The sequence below is a fragment of the Streptosporangium sp. NPDC001559 genome (assembly GCF_042893955.1).
Classification (GTDB): domain Bacteria; phylum Actinomycetota; class Actinomycetes; order Streptosporangiales; family Streptosporangiaceae; genus Streptosporangium.
Genome location: NZ_JBIAVG010000004.1, coordinates 224,136 through 239,590, shown reverse-complemented (window position 1 = coordinate 239,590; position 15,455 = coordinate 224,136). Strand labels below are relative to the sequence as shown.

At 71.0% G+C, this 15,455-nt stretch carries 14 protein-coding genes; 7 read left to right on the top strand and 7 right to left on the bottom strand.

What is annotated here, in order from left to right:
- Positions 1–4 precede the first annotated feature (4 nt).
- Both ACFYY8_RS11085 and ACFYY8_RS11080 read left to right on the top strand, forming a co-directional pair.
- Positions 5–1,210, top strand: a complete 1,206-nt coding sequence (locus ACFYY8_RS11085; RefSeq protein WP_390039516.1) for an MFS transporter — start codon at positions 5–7, stop codon at positions 1,208–1,210.
- On the top strand, positions 1,203–2,066 hold the full coding sequence (locus ACFYY8_RS11080; protein ID WP_390039514.1) for an alpha/beta fold hydrolase: 864 nt from the start codon (positions 1,203–1,205) through the stop codon (positions 2,064–2,066). The genes ACFYY8_RS11085 and ACFYY8_RS11080 overlap by 8 nt, the downstream gene beginning before the upstream one ends.
- 11 nt (positions 2,067–2,077) lie before the next feature.
- Here the strand turns inward: ACFYY8_RS11080 and ACFYY8_RS11075 are convergent, their stop codons facing one another.
- On the bottom strand, positions 2,078–2,506 hold the full coding sequence (locus ACFYY8_RS11075) for a VOC family protein (RefSeq protein ID WP_390040084.1): 429 nt from the start codon (positions 2,504–2,506) through the stop codon (positions 2,078–2,080).
- Positions 2,507–2,857: 351 nt separating this feature from the next.
- Between ACFYY8_RS11075 and ACFYY8_RS11070 the strand changes: the two genes are divergently transcribed.
- Positions 2,858–3,466 (top strand): response regulator transcription factor, encoded by a 609-nt coding sequence (locus ACFYY8_RS11070; RefSeq protein ID WP_390039512.1) that lies wholly within the window; start codon positions 2,858–2,860, stop codon positions 3,464–3,466.
- Positions 3,467–3,475: 9 nt separating this feature from the next.
- Here ACFYY8_RS11070 and ACFYY8_RS11065 read toward each other — a convergent pair whose 3' ends face one another.
- The 3 genes from ACFYY8_RS11065 to ACFYY8_RS11055 all read right to left on the bottom strand — a co-directional run bounded on the left by ACFYY8_RS11065 (position 3,476) and on the right by ACFYY8_RS11055 (position 7,924).
- The gene (locus ACFYY8_RS11065; RefSeq protein WP_390039510.1) at positions 3,476–5,566 is read right to left on the bottom strand and encodes a tetratricopeptide repeat protein; all 2,091 of its coding nucleotides are present in this window, start codon (positions 5,564–5,566) and stop codon (positions 3,476–3,478) included.
- Positions 5,567–5,568: 2 nt separating this feature from the next.
- Positions 5,569–6,816 carry a hypothetical protein gene (locus ACFYY8_RS11060; RefSeq protein ID WP_390039507.1) on the bottom strand — a complete coding sequence of 416 codons (1,248 nt, stop codon included), beginning with the start codon at positions 6,814–6,816 and terminating at the stop codon, positions 5,569–5,571.
- Positions 6,817–7,267: 451 nt separating this feature from the next.
- Positions 7,268–7,924, bottom strand: a complete 657-nt coding sequence (locus ACFYY8_RS11055; RefSeq protein WP_390039505.1) for a DUF998 domain-containing protein — start codon at positions 7,922–7,924, stop codon at positions 7,268–7,270.
- Between the two features lie 140 nt (positions 7,925–8,064).
- Here ACFYY8_RS11055 and ACFYY8_RS11050 point away from each other — a divergent pair, with 140 nt between their 5' ends.
- The 3 genes from ACFYY8_RS11050 to ACFYY8_RS11040 all read left to right on the top strand — a co-directional run bounded on the left by ACFYY8_RS11050 (position 8,065) and on the right by ACFYY8_RS11040 (position 10,817).
- Positions 8,065–8,385 carry a YciI family protein gene (locus tag ACFYY8_RS11050; protein ID WP_390039503.1) on the top strand — a complete coding sequence of 107 codons (321 nt, stop codon included), beginning with the start codon at positions 8,065–8,067 and terminating at the stop codon, positions 8,383–8,385.
- 373 nt (positions 8,386–8,758) lie between these two features.
- The gene (locus ACFYY8_RS11045; RefSeq protein ID WP_390039501.1) at positions 8,759–9,400 is read left to right on the top strand and encodes a hypothetical protein; all 642 of its coding nucleotides are present in this window, start codon (positions 8,759–8,761) and stop codon (positions 9,398–9,400) included.
- A gap of 163 nt (positions 9,401–9,563) precedes the next feature.
- Entirely contained in the window at positions 9,564–10,817 is a 1,254-nt protein-coding gene (locus ACFYY8_RS11040) for an oxygenase MpaB family protein (protein ID WP_390039499.1), read from the top strand.
- Between the two features lie 4 nt (positions 10,818–10,821).
- Here ACFYY8_RS11040 and ACFYY8_RS11035 read toward each other — a convergent pair whose 3' ends face one another.
- Complete coding sequence (locus ACFYY8_RS11035) at positions 10,822–12,066, bottom strand: APC family permease (RefSeq protein WP_390039497.1); 1,245 nt, start codon at positions 12,064–12,066, stop codon at positions 10,822–10,824.
- An 80-nt stretch (positions 12,067–12,146) separates the two neighbouring features.
- Here ACFYY8_RS11035 and ACFYY8_RS11030 point away from each other — a divergent pair, with 80 nt between their 5' ends.
- Positions 12,147–12,599: an Lrp/AsnC family transcriptional regulator gene (locus ACFYY8_RS11030; RefSeq protein ID WP_390039495.1), complete on the top strand. Its 453-nt coding sequence runs from the start codon at positions 12,147–12,149 to the stop codon at positions 12,597–12,599.
- Positions 12,600–12,605: 6 nt separating this feature from the next.
- Here ACFYY8_RS11030 and ACFYY8_RS11025 read toward each other — a convergent pair whose 3' ends face one another.
- Complete coding sequence (locus ACFYY8_RS11025; RefSeq protein ID WP_390039493.1) at positions 12,606–13,985, bottom strand: xylan 1,4-beta-xylosidase; 1,380 nt, start codon at positions 13,983–13,985, stop codon at positions 12,606–12,608.
- Positions 13,986–14,377: 392 nt separating this feature from the next.
- Positions 14,378–15,154 carry a GNAT family N-acetyltransferase gene (locus ACFYY8_RS11020; RefSeq protein WP_390039491.1) on the bottom strand — a complete coding sequence of 259 codons (777 nt, stop codon included), beginning with the start codon at positions 15,152–15,154 and terminating at the stop codon, positions 14,378–14,380.
- Positions 15,155–15,455: the final 301 nt, after the last annotated feature.

Here is a 15,455-nt window from a genome sequence, read left to right as displayed (position 1 = left end):
CCGCATGAGGCTCTATCCCGTCTTCGCCGTCGGCATGCTGGCGATCACCGACGCGTTCGTGAACCAGGCCCTCAGCGTGCTCGCCCCGGACATCACGAGCTCGTTCGGCGTCTCGACCGGCACCCTCACCTCCCTGCTCGCGATCCAGCTGCTGGCCGTCGGGGTGGCGCCGTTCCTGATGTCGGCCGTGGTCAGGGGCCGTCCGATCCGCGCCCTGGTCTCCATCGTCACCGGCCTCGTCTGGAGCGGGTCGACCTTCGCGATCGCCTTCGCCGGGGACATCTGGACTCTGGGCGCGTTGCTGCTGGTCAGCGGGCTGGCCAACGGCAGCCAGATCGCGCTGCACTCCCCGCTGCTGGCCGACGTCTACCCGCCCGCCGTACGGGGAAGGGTCCTGGCCCTGTACGGCGCCGCGATGCCCGCGGGGGCGATCCTGAGCCCGTTGACGGTCTCGGCGCTGTCCGGCTGGTTCGGCCTGGACTGGCGGGCGGTCTACGCGGTGCTCGGCGTGCTGTCGATGCTCGGCTGCCTGTCGGCGCTGCGGCTGCGCGACCCGGGGATCGGGCGGCGTGAGGAGGCGACGCCGGACGGGAGCCCGCTGCGCTCGCCGACGCTGCGCAGGGTCTTCGCCGCCTTCGTCGCCTACGGCATGCTCCTGGTCCCGGCGGCGACGTTCCTCTCGGTCCACCTCAAGGAACGCTGGGGCATGGAGACCGACGTGCGGGGCCTGTTCACGGCGGCCTCCTCGGCCGGGGCCATCGTCGCGCTGGTCTCCTTCGGGAGGCGGCTCGACGCGATCTTCCAGGCCGACCCCGGGAGGGTCCCGGTGGTCGCCGCCCGGATCGTCGCCTGCTCCGCGCTGGCCTTCGCGGCGGGCGCGGCGGCCCCGGTCCTGCCCCTGACGCTGCTGGCCTTCTTCACCGGCCTGGTCCTGACGCCGATGATCGTCCCGATGGTCACGTTGATCATGATCGCGGTCACCGGCCCCGCCAGGCGCAGCTACATGGCCAGCCTGTTCGGAGTGGGCCTGGCGATCGGCGGCCTGGCCGGGGCCGCGCTGCTGAACACCGTGGAGAAGACGTACGGTACGGCCGGGGCGGTCGTCTCGATCGCCCTGCCCGGCCTGCTCGCCGGGGTCTTCATCGCCTCGACGGCCCGTACCATCCGTGCTGAGCTGGTTCCCGTCCGGGAGGAGAACGTCAATGTCTAGTGTCTTCGGAGAGTCCGGGTACGCGACCCTGCCGGACGGACGGCGGCTGCACCATGTCAGCCAGGGGGTCAGTCAGGGGGAGGGCCGGCCCGTCGTCGTCCTCGAATCGGGGCTCGGCGCCTCCCGGGTCGAGTGGGGGCTGGTCATGCCCCTGGTGGCCGAACGCACCAGGGTCGTCGCCTACGACCGGGCCGGGTTCGGCCGCAGCGACCGCGACGCGCACCGCCGCGACCTGGAACGCATGGTCGAGGACCTGGGGCACCTGCTGGACGCCCTGGGCGAGGAGCGCTACATCCTGGCCGGGCACAGTCTGGGCGGCCCGATCATCCGCTCCTACGCCGCCGCCAACCCCGGGCGGGTCGCCGGGCTCGTGCTCATCGACCAGGCCGTCGAGGACCTGGACTTCTACTACTGGCGAAGCGTGCGGGCCATGACCATGGCCGTGCAGTCCGTCACGATCGGCCTGGCACGCCTCGGCGTCAAGGTCGTCCCGGCGGAGCTGCGCCGCATCCTCGCGCTGTTCCCCCGGGAGATGCGGCGGGAGGCGCTGGCCGAGATGACCGGCGTGGCCGAGCTGCGCACCACCCGCGCCGAGTACGCCGCGCTCGCCGACGGCCTCGCCCGCCTGCGCGACTCGGGGGCGGCGCTGCCGCCGGTCCCGGTCACGGCGATCAGCGGCGCGCTCTCCCCGAGCAAGGTGGAGAGGCGATTCCGCCCCGCGCTGGTCGCCGCCCACAGGAAGCTCGTCGAGGCCCAGCCCCTGGGCCGTCACGTCCTGGCCGAACGCTCCGGCCACATGGTCCCCCAGGACGAGCCCGGTCTGGTCGCCGAGGAGATCCTCAAACTGGTCGGCTGACCCCTCGGGGATCAGCCGATCTGTTCGGCCAGGGCGACGATGATGCCCGACGGGCCACGGAGGTAGCAGAGCAGGTAGCTGTCCTCGAATCGCGCCACCTCGCCGACGAGTTCGGCGCCGTGGGCGCGCAGCCGGTCGAGGGTGTCGTTGATGTCCGTGACGGCGAACATGACGCGGTGCGTCCCCAGCGTGTTCACCGGCGCCCTCTCCGGCTCCGGGCGGATCCCCGCCGGGGTGTGGTACTTCGCCAGCTCAAGCCTGCCGTGGCCGCCGGGGACGCGCATCATCGCGATCTCGGACCGCATGCCGTCGTCGAGCCCGACGACACGGGCCGCCCAGGCTCCCTCGATCAGAGTCCTGCCCTCAAGTTCCATGCCGAGCTCGGTGAAGAACGCGATGGCGGCGTCGAGATCCTCGACGACGATGCCGACATTGTCCATCCGTTCGATCACGGTGATCCTCCTTCGTCGCGGCCGTCGCGGCCGTCGCGGCCGTCGCGGCCGTCGCGGCCGTCGCGACCGCGTGACCCATCGCGAACGCCCCCCTCACCGGTTTTCTCGAAACCAGGTTAGTCGGGAGAGGGGAAAGTCCCCTGGGCAGGGCCCGTTCTCACGGAAAACGCGATGCCGGGACCGGGTCAAACCCCTTTCACGGAAGGTGGAATAAACGCGGCCCCCATTTGGCCCCCAAATCAACCCGCGATATGGCCGGGGAGCCCGAACTGGGTTAGTAGTGGAATCGCACCGGGGGCATTCACCAAGGGCACATTCATCAGGCAAGGAGGAGAACGGGTGCATCGAATCGTCTCGATGTTGCTCGCCATGCTCGCCGCGACGATGACGGTGAACGAGTCGGCGCTTGAGCGGACGGAGACCGGCGATCCCGGACGACCAGGACCGGGAGATCCCGTCGCGGCAGACACACTGCGCCTGCTGTGGGCCGCCTCCCACGGCGGGCAGGACCTGGCGCGCGAGCTGGCAGGGAGCGGGCCGAAGCTGGGGGTGTTCACCCGGCACGAGGACCTGTGGTGCTGGGACGTCACCCCCGACTCGGCGGGAGAGTGGCTGGCCGGGGTGATCGGCTCAGGCGGCACCGCGCTGGGCGAGGCACGGCTTGAGGCGCTGGAGACGCTGGTCAGGCCGTACACGGCGATCACCAGGACGGCGGACCCGGCCGTCGACGTACGGCTCACCCCCCGGGAGCACGACGTGCTGCGCCTGCTCTGCGCGGGCCTGAGCGCCGTGGCCATCGCCCGCAGGCTGGGGTTGTCGCCGCGCACGGTGACCAAGCACCAGGAGCGGCTCTACCGCAAGCTCGGGGTGTGCGACCGGGTCAACGCCGTGCTGCTCGCCCAGCGCCTCGGCATCGTCGCCTCCTTCGAACGCGGGGCGGGCAGGTGACCGTACGGGTCACACACCGGCCAGCCGCCGCCTGCACCGCTTCCGTACGGGTTCCAGCTCGGCCACGTCGGCGCCGGGCAGCCCGAGCGCGGTCTCGACGTCCCGCAGCGCCAGGTCGGCGCTGCCCGCCGCCTCGTGCGCCAGGCCACGGTTGAGCAGCACGTCGGGGTCGGGGCCGAGCAGGTCGAGCACCCGGGTCAGGTCCTCGACGGAGGAGGCGGGACGGCCCAGCTCGAAGGACGCGACCGCCCGGTTGACCAGCGCCGCCGCGTATCCGGGGTCGCCGTCGAGCGCGGCGTCCAGCCACCGGGCGGCCTGCTCGGCGTCGCCGTACTCCAGGGCGATCGTGCCCCGCATGCACAGCAGCTCCGGGTCGGCGGGCCGCAGTTCGAGGCCCGCGACGACGTCGGCCTCGGCCGCCTCGAAGTCCCCGAGGCCGAGGAGCAGCTCGGCGCGCCGCATCCGGGTGGCCACGTCGTCCGGTTCCATCTCCAGCACGTAGCCGAAGTCGGCCAGCGCGCCGTCGGCGTCCCCCGCCTCGGCGCGGGCGGTGCCCCGGTTGTAGAACAGCTCGGGGAAGGGCGGGGCCATGGCGACCGCCCGGTCGTAGTCGGCGAGCGCCGCGTCGAGGTCCCCCCGCCTGCGGGAGATCTTGGCCCGTTCGCACAGGTAGTCGGTGTAGTACGGGTCCATCTCGATCAGCACGGTGAAGTCGGCGTAGGCCTCGTCCGTCCGGCCGAGCGCGGCCAGCAGCCGGGTCCTGTTGTAGAGCAGCTGTGAGCGGTGCACCACCCACTCGTCGGGCTCCAGCATGGCGTCGAGCCGTTCGATGCCCACCCGGATGAGTTCGAGGCCGTGCTCCAGGTTGCCCCGGTGCATCTCGATGAGCGCGAGGGCGTTGTCGTTGAACACCTGGCGCAGGGTGCGCTCCCTGGGGTCGGGGAGCAGGGCGGCGATGGCCACCGCGTTGTTCTGCCAGGCCAGCGCCGTCTCGTGGTCGCGGGGCGAGAAGAACCGGGTGTACAGCATGGCGATGCCGTAGCTGGAGATCATGTGCGCGTTCGGGTCGGTGTACCGCCTGCGCAGGTCCATGTAGAGGTCGAACGACTCGTCGAGGCGGTGCAGCGGCACCAGCGCGTTGGCCGCCAGCGCCGTGAACCGGCGGAAGTCGTCGGCGTCGGCGACCGGGTCGGTCACCGCCCTGCCGCGTAGTCCCATGTCCAGGGTCATCGCGGAGAAGCCGATCTCCGCGCTGATCCGCAGCCCCTCGGTGAGCGCCTCCCGGCCCAGGCCGCCGGGGTCGGCGCCGCGCTCACGGTGGTACGGCAGCGCGCCCATCCTGGTCCCCAGGTCCGCGTCCGGGGACAGCTCCTCGGCGCGCAGGTCGTGCAGCCGCCGGACGAACTCCGGGTCGGCCGCCTCGTAGGCGGCGATCTCGGCCGGGTCGTCGCTGATGCCGTCTGCCATGACGTACGCCCTGACCAGCTCCTCGACGGACCGCCCGTCGGGGGAGGGCTCACCGGGTGCGGCCTGGACGGTCTCCGTGTGGCGGGTCAGCGCCCCTTCGAGCTCCCCGGTCAGGGAGGCCACGGGAACGGTGGAGACGACGACCCGCAGCCTGCCGGGGTCGGACCTGCGCAGGAGCAGCGCGATGAGCTCCTGGGTGGACGGCTCGGCGGCGTGCGCGTCCTCGAACACCAGGAGCGGCGCCGGGTCGCCCGCCTCGGCGAGCCGCCGCGCGTGCTCGTTGAGGAACGTCACGATGCCCTGGTTCATGCACCGGATCATCTGGGAGCCGTAGAAGCGGGTGCGCTCCTCGAACGGCCCCTTGAACGCGAGCTGCTGCGGCGCCTCCCCGACCAGCTCCGCCAGCTCGGGGACGCCGTAGAGCAGCTCGACCCGGTGCCGGTCGACCAGTTCGGGCCAGCGGGCGTACGCCTCGGGCAGCACGGCCCGCAGCAGCGTGTCGACACCCGTGTAGGGGCCGCGCAGCCGCTGGTGGCACACGGCGACGACGGCGCGTCCGCCGTCCGGCTCCTCGGTGGCCCGGCGCAGCCGGTCGGTACGGCGGTCGCCGACGATCCTCAGGTGGGCAGGCATCTCTAGTTCACTCCCTTGGTGGTTGCCGGCTCGGCGACCGTCCGTGGCCGGTCCTGGCGGGCTTGCCTGCGCTTGCGCCGGGCGAGGTAGGCCGGTGTGACGAACCAGTTCACGAGGATGAGCAGTCCCAGCGCCCCGTCCCAGAAGGCCGGGGTCGCCACTCCGCCCTCCATGCTCCGCAGCGCGGTCTGGACGTACCGCACGGCCACGGGCAGCGACCCGAACACGGTGATGAGCAGCATGGCCAGGACACCGAGGCTGATGAAGGGGCCGTACCACCGGCCGACCCTGCGGTCGTACTCGGTCCACTGCTCCTCGTCCACGAGCCGTTCCGGGCGCCGCAGCAGCCGCCAGATCCGGTTGCGCAGCAGCGCCGTACTGGCGTTGTGCAGGTCGTGGCAGTTGAGCGCGGTCGCGAACACGTAGTAGAGGTCGGTGCGCAGGTAGAGCTGGAACTGCCAGGCGAAGCGCATCAGGACCGTGAAGGCCAGGGCGAGACAGACCCGGCCGGTCAGTGAGAAGGCGCCGTCGGCGGTCCTGGTGAGGTGCGCGGCCAGGCCGAGCAGGCTGAAGACGACGACGTCGCACACCATCCCCACCAGGAACGGCAGGTAGCGTTTCCCGCGTTCGACGCTGAGCAGGCCGTTCATCTGCGTCTCGAAGACGATGTACAGATAGCGGTTGCTGACGCTGAGCCTGCTGCGCAGCCCGAGCCGCCGCCCGGCGAGCATGTGGAAGGCCTCGTGCAGGAAGACCAGCGGCAACTGCCCGAAGATGATCCCGAACTGGACGACGAGCAGCGAGTCGGTGAAGAAGATGTGGTGGGGGCTGGGCAGTATGCCGGTGTCGCGCAGGGCGGTGAACAGCCACACGCAGAACACGGCGCCGTAGAGCACCCACGCGAGGGGGGAGAACGCGGCCTCTCCCAGCCTGCGGAACGGCAGCCGCCTGTCCGGGTCCGGTGCGGTCACGTTCCCGTCGGAGTCACCGTCGGAGTCACTGCCGGAGCGGACGAACCCCAGCTCGTGCAGTGTCTCAAGGAACTCGTCGATGTCGACCTGCTCGCCGTAGGTGTCCTCGTACCACCGCGCGGCGTGTTCCGGCGGCATGCCCCGGGTCATCTCCCTGAGCAGGGCGGCGCCGTCGCTGGGCAGCACCGCGTACGAGTCCGCGTCCACCCTGCCGACCACCACGTCGTCCCCCTCGGAGACGAAGCTCAGCTCGTGGAAAGCGATCCTGACGTCGTCCACGCCCTTCAAACCCTTTCCGCCGTCGTTCCGGTCCCTGAGAGGCCGGATGGCTGTGCGCACGGATCGGTGCGCACAGCCTCATTCCGCTACCCGGCGGCTACTAGTTGGCCTGGGGGTAAGGGCAGGAGCACGTGGCGCTGGTCAGACGGACGTCGCCGGCGCGACGGACAGTGATCTTCTTCATCTTCGTGGTCGGCTTCATGTCTCCTCCTCCAATGGAACGACCCGGGGCCGGGGCCACGGGCGTCACCGATTTTTTCGGCGACACGACAAAGGATGCATGTCAGAAACAGCTGTCGATATCAGGAGAAATGCGTATACGTAGGAATTCTTTTCGCAGGTAGATTCGCAATGCGCCACGGGGGCGGCGAGAGGCGAGCCGCCCGGGGATATGCGGGAAACCGCGGTCCATGTCTTCCCGCATGGACCGCGGTTTTCTTCCCGAGAGGCCTCACCGGTGGCGGACGGCGACCACGGAGATCCAGAGCATCGCCGTGATCGCGCCGACGGCCAGCGTCAGGGAGCCCGCCGTACCGCCGGTCATGGCCCACAGGTCACCGGCGAGCAGGGCGGTGCCCGCGACGCGGGAGGCGACGGCGAGTCCGCGCTCCCCGGTACGGCCGAAGCGGTGGCCCAGGACGTAGCAGGCGGCGATCAGGGTGCCGAAGGCGAGCGTGCCCGCCGCCATGTGGCCGTAGGCGTGCCAGCTCAGCGCCTGCGGCATGCCGTACGGCGTGCCGGCCGGGAAGCCGTCGCCCGGGTCCATGACGAGGAGACCGGCGGCGACCATGCCGACGCCGTAGGCCAGGACCAGGCGCGGCGCCCACCGCCCGCCGGGACCGCCCGCCAGGGCCCGGCGCAGGCCGCTCGCCCCGGCGACGGTCAGGAGTCCGGCGAGGACGAAGTTGGCGATCTGCAGCCAGCCGAGGGAGCCGTTGCTCAGCGCGCTCAGCGGGTGACGGAGCAGGTCGAAGCCCTCGCGGGTCGCGGCCTGGGCCAGGGAGACGGCCGCCCACAGCGGAGCGGCGACGGCCAGGCAGGTCAGCGAGGTGCGGGAGGCGACGGGAGCGGTGGTGGAGGTGGTGCGGGGGAGCTGGACGGCGGTCATGTCCTTGGCCTTTCTGCGCCGGGTTCTTCGCTGACACGTCGAACGAGCGATGTGACAGGGAACGGCGGCGTTCCCTGTCACATCGCTCGTTCGACGTAGGGGCGGAGAATGGAACAGCACACCGAGGAAGAGGAACGACCATGCGCTACCTGATGACCACCAAGCCTTCGGAGACCGCCCCCGACGAGCGGCTGTACGCCGAGATGGCGGCCTTCGTCGAAGAGCTGACGGCGGCCGGCGTCCTGCTGGCCACCGGCGGCCTGGAACCCGGAGGCGTACGGCTGGTCTCCTCCGGCGGAGAGATCACCGTGACGGACGGCCCGTTCGCGGAGGCCAAGGAGGCCGTGGCCGGGTTCGCCCTGGTCGAGGTGCGCTCCAAGGAGGAGGCGGTCGAGCTGGCCCGCCGTTTCCGCAGGATCGTCGGCGACGGCGAGAGCGTCATCCAGCAGGTCTTCTCCTGACCTTCACACGACCAGGGCCTCCCCGCCACCACCGCGGGGAGGCCCTGGTCGTGTTCCGGTACGGGACGGGTGATGTGTGATCACCCCGTGATCTCGACCCGGAATGATCTTTCCCCTGTGTGTTGATACAGGGGGAATCGATATGAGACGTCTCGCCATCGCGGTCACCGTTTCGGTGACGGCCGTCGTCGTCGCGGGTAGCGGCCAGGCCCAGGCCTCTCCGGTCCCGCGCCCGGTCCAGAGCGTGCAGGCTCACCTCGTCCCGGGGCGCGGGGTTCAGATCACGGAGGTCGCCCGAGCCACTTATTCGGGGATGAAAGGTTCTTTCATCGTTAAAACCACTGGCTCGCTTGGGTTCGGACGGGCTGGAAACGTGGACTACGACCTCGTCTCCAGAAGTCAGGTCCCCCCGGAGGCCGGGAAGCTCTTCTCCGAGAAGGATCTGGAGCGGCTGCGATCCCCGCTCCACGCGATCAAGGTGGGGCGTCACACCTACGTCTCCGGCCTCAGGCCGGACAGGATGTCCGAGGGAGAGGACTGGCTCAGGTTCGGGGACGAGGTCCTCTGGGGGGCGAAAGGCCAGCGGGGCAGCCAGGTCCTGGACATTCTCGACCCTGCGGTCCTCAGGAAGCTGATCGCCAGGTCCGTCAGCCCGAGGCCCGGTGAGTACCGGGGTGCCATCACCACCGACGAGCTGTACGGCGAGGGGACCTGGGGCGTGCGCAAGGTCTCCTACCGGCTCTTCGTCGACGCCGACCAGCTGCCCGTCCGCCTGGTCACGGAGTCCAGCGAGAAGGTCACCCTGGCCCTGGAGGAGGGGACCAAGGGGGTCCGCCGCACCGAGCACGCCGTGGTGGACACCCATTACCGCGGCTGGGGAGCCAAGACGACGATCACCGCTCCCTCGCGGAGCGAGAACGTCACGGCCGAGAGCCTGATGACGCAGCTGTACCTCCCGCTGTCGCCGGTCCCGATCGGCCCCGGCGGACCGGTCGGTGACGGCCGGCCCCGCTGAGCTTCGGTCTTCGCGTCACCACACCGGCGCCGGGGCCACGCCGAACTCCGCGTGGCCCCGGCACCCCGGCACCCCGGAGGGCGGGGTGCCCGGAGCACGCTGAGGCGCATTCCGGGCATATGCGGATTGGATCCGGGTGATTTATCGCGTTATCAATGTGGATATGACCCCTGTTGTCACCGGCCGCCACCCCACGCGCTTCCGAGAGGCCGAGCAACGCGGCCGGGGCATCTCCCGTCCGATGCTCCGACTCACCCGCGTCGGCGCCGAGGTCGACGAGTCGTTCATGGAACGGCTCCGCGCCGCCCTGCTGGAGCGTGACGAACTCGGAGCCGACCTGGCCGGGGCGATGCGCCTTCCCCCCGGCGACCCCGGCCGTGTCACGCACCGCCAGGTGGCCGCCGCCCTCCGGGACGCGCCCCACCGGGGGGACGACCTGCCGCCCGCGCTCAGGCGGTTCATGGACGAACTCATCGAGGTGCCCGAATGGGTCGACTGGGATCGGGTCGAGCGGGGTGCCGTGGCCTTCCGCTACCTCGGCCGCAACGCGAACGACGTGCTTCTGGACCTGTCACTGATCGGTGGCTACCGTTTCGGCGGACCGGCCGACCTCCTCGTGCTCACCGAGGGACTCGGCGGCGACAACACGCTCAGGCGCCTCGCCGAGACCCAGAAGTGGACGCACGAGGTCACCCGGCCCGGCGGCATGCGGCCCGGTGCCGAAGGGTGGCGGCTGACCGTCCACGTGCGCGCGATGCACGCCCTGGTCAACTCCCGGTTCGAGCCGCGGTGGGACAGCGGGCGCTGGGGACTGCCGGTCAACCAGGCCGACCAGGCGGGAACGCTGGGCCTGTTCGACGCCACCGTGATCCTGGGCTGCCTCGCACTGGGGGTGCCCCTCAGCCGCCGGCAACGCGACGACCTCATGCACCTGTGGCGCTACGTCGGATGGCTGATGGGCGTCGCCCCCGACTTCCTCACGGACGAGGAGAACGTGCGGCACCGGATGAACTACCACATCCTGCTGTCCGCCGGGGGACAGTCCCAGGCGGGCCGGGACCTGGCCCGCGTGACCGTCGACGCCCAGCGCATGCGCGCCTTCGGCCACAGGAGCGCCCTGGTCGAGCGCCTGCACCAGCGCTATGAGCGCGCCCGCGTCCTGAGCATGCTCACCGCGTTCGTCGGTCTGTCCGGCATGCGTGACCTCGGACTGCCGGCCCGCCTGCCGTGGGCGCCCGTCCTCGCGATCGCGGGCAACACCTTCCGTTACCGCGTGCTCGGCGCCCTTCCCGGGGGACGCCGCCGCGTCGAGGAGTGGGGCGCCCGCGCCCAGGAACGCGTCCTCGCCTCCACCTTCCGCGACCAACCGGCCCAGGTGGGCGGGCTGCCCGAGGCTCACGGCGCCCGCCGCGCGTAGCGGCCTACCTCCCCCGCGCGGCCAGGGCCGGGCGGGCGCGGAACCCGAGTACGGCGACCGCCGCCAGGGCGAGCGGGACCAGCAGGTACCACCCGCAGAACGCCGTCGCCACCCCCGAGGAGATCGTCGCCGTGACGGCGAGCGCCCGCCTGCCCCCGGTGAGCGTCGGGACCGCCGCGGCGGTGCCCGCCGTCGTCACCGCGGCCAGGCACGCGGACGTGGCCCGCATCAACGGGTCCACGCCCAGCCCGGAGACCAGCGCCACCACCGCGACCCCGACCGTCAGCACCCCCAGCAGCCCCAGGCTCCGCCGTACCCCACCGGCCGGGTCGGCGAAACGGCGGGGCAGGGCGCCCTCGGCGGCCAGGGCGGCTCCGAGCCGGGCGGCCCCCGCGATGTAGGTGTTGACCGCCCCGAACGTCAGCAGCAGTGTGACCACACCGGTCACCGGGCGCGCCACGGGCCCGACGCCCATCTCCAGCAGGACGGTCAGCGGCACCGGGCTCCGTGTCGCGCCCGTGCCCGTCGCCACGAACGCGACCCCCAGGTACAGCACCGTGATCACGGCCAGCGTCGCCCCGGTCGCCCGGATGAGCCCGCGCCGCCGGTCGGCGAACTCACCGGACAGGTGGCTGGCCACCTCCCAGCCGACGAACGCGAACAGCAGCACCCCGGCCGCGTCGGCCACCCCGGCCAGGCCGTACGGGGCGAAAGGGGTGAAATGGGCGGTCGTCATCGAAGGGGCGGCCGCCGCGACGGCGACCACCAGCAGCCCGACGAGCGTCAGCACCATGACCAGCTGTAGCCGTCCCGAGACCCGCAGCCCCGCCGCGTTGGCCGCCAACGCCCCCGCGAGCAGTGCTCCCGCGACCACGCCCGCGAGGCCGGAGGCGCCCGTTCCGGTGACGTCGAGGCTCGCCGCCACGTACTGGCCGCCGATGAGCGCCCCGGCCAGTGTGCCCATGGGCACCGCGCCGTAGAACCACCAGCCGACCATCGCGGAAACCCGTGGTCCGAACACCGGCCTCACGAACGCCGAGACCCCGCCGCCCCCCGGGTTGCGGGTGCCCAGCGCCGCGAACGTGGCCGCGACCGGAACGCTCAACGCCAGCAACCCGACCCACGCCAGCACCGAGGCGGGGCCCGCCGAGACGGCCGCGAGGTGGGGGAGCACCAGCATCCCCGGCCCGAGAACCGCCCCGACCAGCAATGCCGTTCCCTGCCAGGCGCCCAGCTTGTGTCCCGTCATACCGTCAGAAACTAGTCATATGAACAGTGAGCCGATGGTGACACCGAACGTTCGGCCGGAAAACGCGCGACGATCCACGCATGGACGAACTTGATTCGGAGATAGTGCGCCTGCTCCAAACGGATGCGCGGCAGTCGAACAGGGAACTGGCCAGACAGCTCGGCGTCGCCCCCTCGACCTGTCTGGAACGGGTCCGCGCCCTCACCCGCCGGGGCGTCATCCGCGGCTATCACGCCGACATCGACCCGGCGGCGCTCAACCGGACCACCCAGGCGATGATCTCCGTCCGGGTGCGGCCCCTGAGCCGGGAGGTCATCGACACCTTCCAGCGCGCGGCGGCGGCGCTGCCCGAGGTGCTCAGCGTCTTCGTCGTGGCGGGGGACGAGGACTTCCTGCTCCACGTCGCCGTGCAGGACCTGGAGCACCTGCACGCCTTCCTGCTGGACCGCCTCAGCAAACGCCGGGAGATCGTCGGCTTCAAGACCTCGGTGATCTTCCAGCAGGTCCACACTCCGCCGACCCGTCTCGAATGACCCAGGTCAGCGGGCGCTCCACTTGACCTCGTAGGGCTGGAGGGTGACCTTCCTGCCGTCCACGGTCGCGTCGACCTCCTTCTCGGTGGTGTTGACCATCACCAGTTGCCGGGGCTGGGCCAGCACCCGGACGGCGGGGTCGGAGGAGGTGACGTCCTGGAGTCCGGCGTCGGCGGGGAACCATTCGGCGAAGTCGTTCACCAGCTTGCCGACGGGCAGCAGGGCACCGGTCTTCGGGTCCCACATGCAGCCGTCACAGGCGCCGCTCTTGGCCTGCGGGTTCCAGTACAGCGCGGTCGCCGCGCCGCTCCTGGCGAACTCGATCATCGAGGCCGCCTGTACGGCCAGCCGCTTGGGCAGGGGCCACGCGGTGCCGTCCTCGGGCACGAAGTACCACTCCGACCACCAGATCGGCGTGTCCCCGGCCTTCTTCCGCAGCCAGGAGGTGACCGCGCTGAACTTGCCCAGCGCGCCGAAGGCGTCGGGCATCATCTCGTGGGCGTCGGTCAGCGAGGCGCCGTCGACCACGACGAAGTCGGCGCCCCTCTTGTTCTTGAACCAGTAGTCGAAGGCGTCCAGGACGTTCTGGTTGACGACCCCCCACGGCCCCCGCAGCTCGGAGGAGCCCTCACGGTTGGTGTCGAACCCGATGTACGGCCCGCCGATCTTGGCGTCGGGCCTGACCTTCTTCACCGCGTCGTAGACCTTGTTGTACAGCTCGGTGTAGCCCTTGTAGTCGGCGGGCTTGGCGTGGTCCTTCCAGAACCCCTTGAGCTCGTTCCAGACCATGAAGTACTTGACGTCGCGGTACCTGGCGGCGACGGCCGCGGTCAGCTGGGCGAAGTCGTCGAAGTGCTCGGGGTAGGGGGCGTCCTCCAGGTGCTCCTCCCAGGCGGACTCCTCCGTCGGGCCCTGGGGGCCGCCCTTCATCCAGTCGGGCGCGCAGCAGAGCGTGATGACGGGGGTGCCGCCGGACTGCCGCATGAGGTTCATCCGGCTGTCGAGGTCCTCCCAGTAGAAGTCCCCCGGGTGGGGCTCGGGGTTGAGCGCGCCGAAGCCCATGATGTGCTGGTTCTGCAGGAGCGGCGTTGCGGAGAGCGCCCGGCTCACGTCCCGTTCGAACCGTTCGGTGATGTTGTTGGCGCTGACCCCGGTGTGGGTGAAGCCCCAGCGAGGCCATCCGGGGTCGACCGAGGGAGGCTCGGCGATCTTGACGGGTGAGGACTCGGGCGGGGCGCTGAACCGCTGCGCGTCGGGGGTCGCCCGGCCTTCCTCCCCGCCGGTCGAGCAGGCCGCCGCGACCAGCGTCACAGCGACGATCGCGGCGGCCGAGGCGATCGCCCGGCCGCGGAGACGCCACATCGATCCCGCGTTACCCGATGACACCTTGGTCTCCATCCGACACTCACTGTTCGCTTTGCCCAGAGCGTTCCATGGTCGTGGGTTAAGCGGAGAAAGCGGGAGATGGTTCACAGGCAAGCGTTATGCCGGTCCCGGTGATCGCCGCCGTGCTGTACGGCCTGACCTGGGGTAGGACCTCATGGATAACGTGAGGAGTGAGGAAAGTCACCGGACGCCGCCCTGGCTCACGAAACCCTTAGAAGAACCTGACGGAGGCGGGAGCGGCGTGCGCCTCCCCGGCCGAACACCGGCCGGGACGGCCTGGAGGCTCGTGGACGTTCGGTGACGGCGACGCCACGGTATCCGCCGACACCGACGAAATCAGGAAGCGGGCAGGGCGGGCCACCGCACGCTCAGGCCTTGGCGACCGACCGGCGTCAGGGGGCCCAGACGTAGGGGGTGGTCGTGGTGACGGCGTGGAAGCCGAGCCGGGCCAGGATCGGCCTGCTGTCGTCGGAGGCGTCGACCTGGAGATAACGCACCCCGCGTGAGGCCGCCCTGCGCGCCCGCTCGGCGACCAGCGCCCGGTAGATGCCCCTGCCGCGCCAGGGGGCCAGCGTCGAACCGCCCCAGAGCGAGGCGAACTCCGTGCCCGGCCGGTAGACCAGCCACGCCGCGGAGACCACCCGCCCGTCGGCCTCGGCGACCAGCACGGTCATGTCGGCAGGCGCGGTGGTCAGCCGAGCCGAGAGGTCGTCGACCAGCCACCCCATGTCGGCGTCCCACACCTCGGACTCCATCGCGGCGATGCGCCGCAGGTCGGCCAGGTCGTGGACCTCCCGCAGGACGACCCCGGCGGGCAGGACCGGCTCGGCCGCCGTCTCGGATACCAGGCCGATCATGACCGTCTCGGTCTCCTCGGCGTGGAAACCGGCCTTCACCAGCCGTTCCACGATGTCCTCGGGGTGGTCGTGCCCCCGGGTCTTCCACTCGACCGCCTCACCGCGCGCCGCGAAGTAGTCGCGCTGCCTGGCGATCAGTGTGTCCAGAGCCGCGCCCTCGATCCCCAGGTCACGGGGCCCGGTCACCAGCCCCCGGTGCTCGCCGACGACCCGCAGCACCGGACCGTCCTGCTCGTGGGAGACACCGGAAGGGGGTCTGAGGGGGACACCGCGCATCTGCTGGTCATAGACGTTCAAAAGGTCGCGGATCATACCCCGAGCGTACCGGTGGGGGGCTGAGCACACGCGGGGCCGGGGAAATCGTTCTCAGGAGGCGGGCGCGGGCGGGAGGGAACCCGGCGTGGCTTTGCGCGACGTTGCCCCCGAACCCCGGGCGCATCGGGCAGAGTAGGAAGGGGGCCGCGATCGAGGGAGAGAACATCGTGGTTCTGCCTGGCGGGGGTGGTCTCTGGTGGAGACGCGCCCGGTTTCCCGCCGTCGCTCTGTGGATCCTGATGACGTTGCTGAACGTCTACGAGTTCCTGATGACCTTCTGAGCGCCGCCGCCTCACGG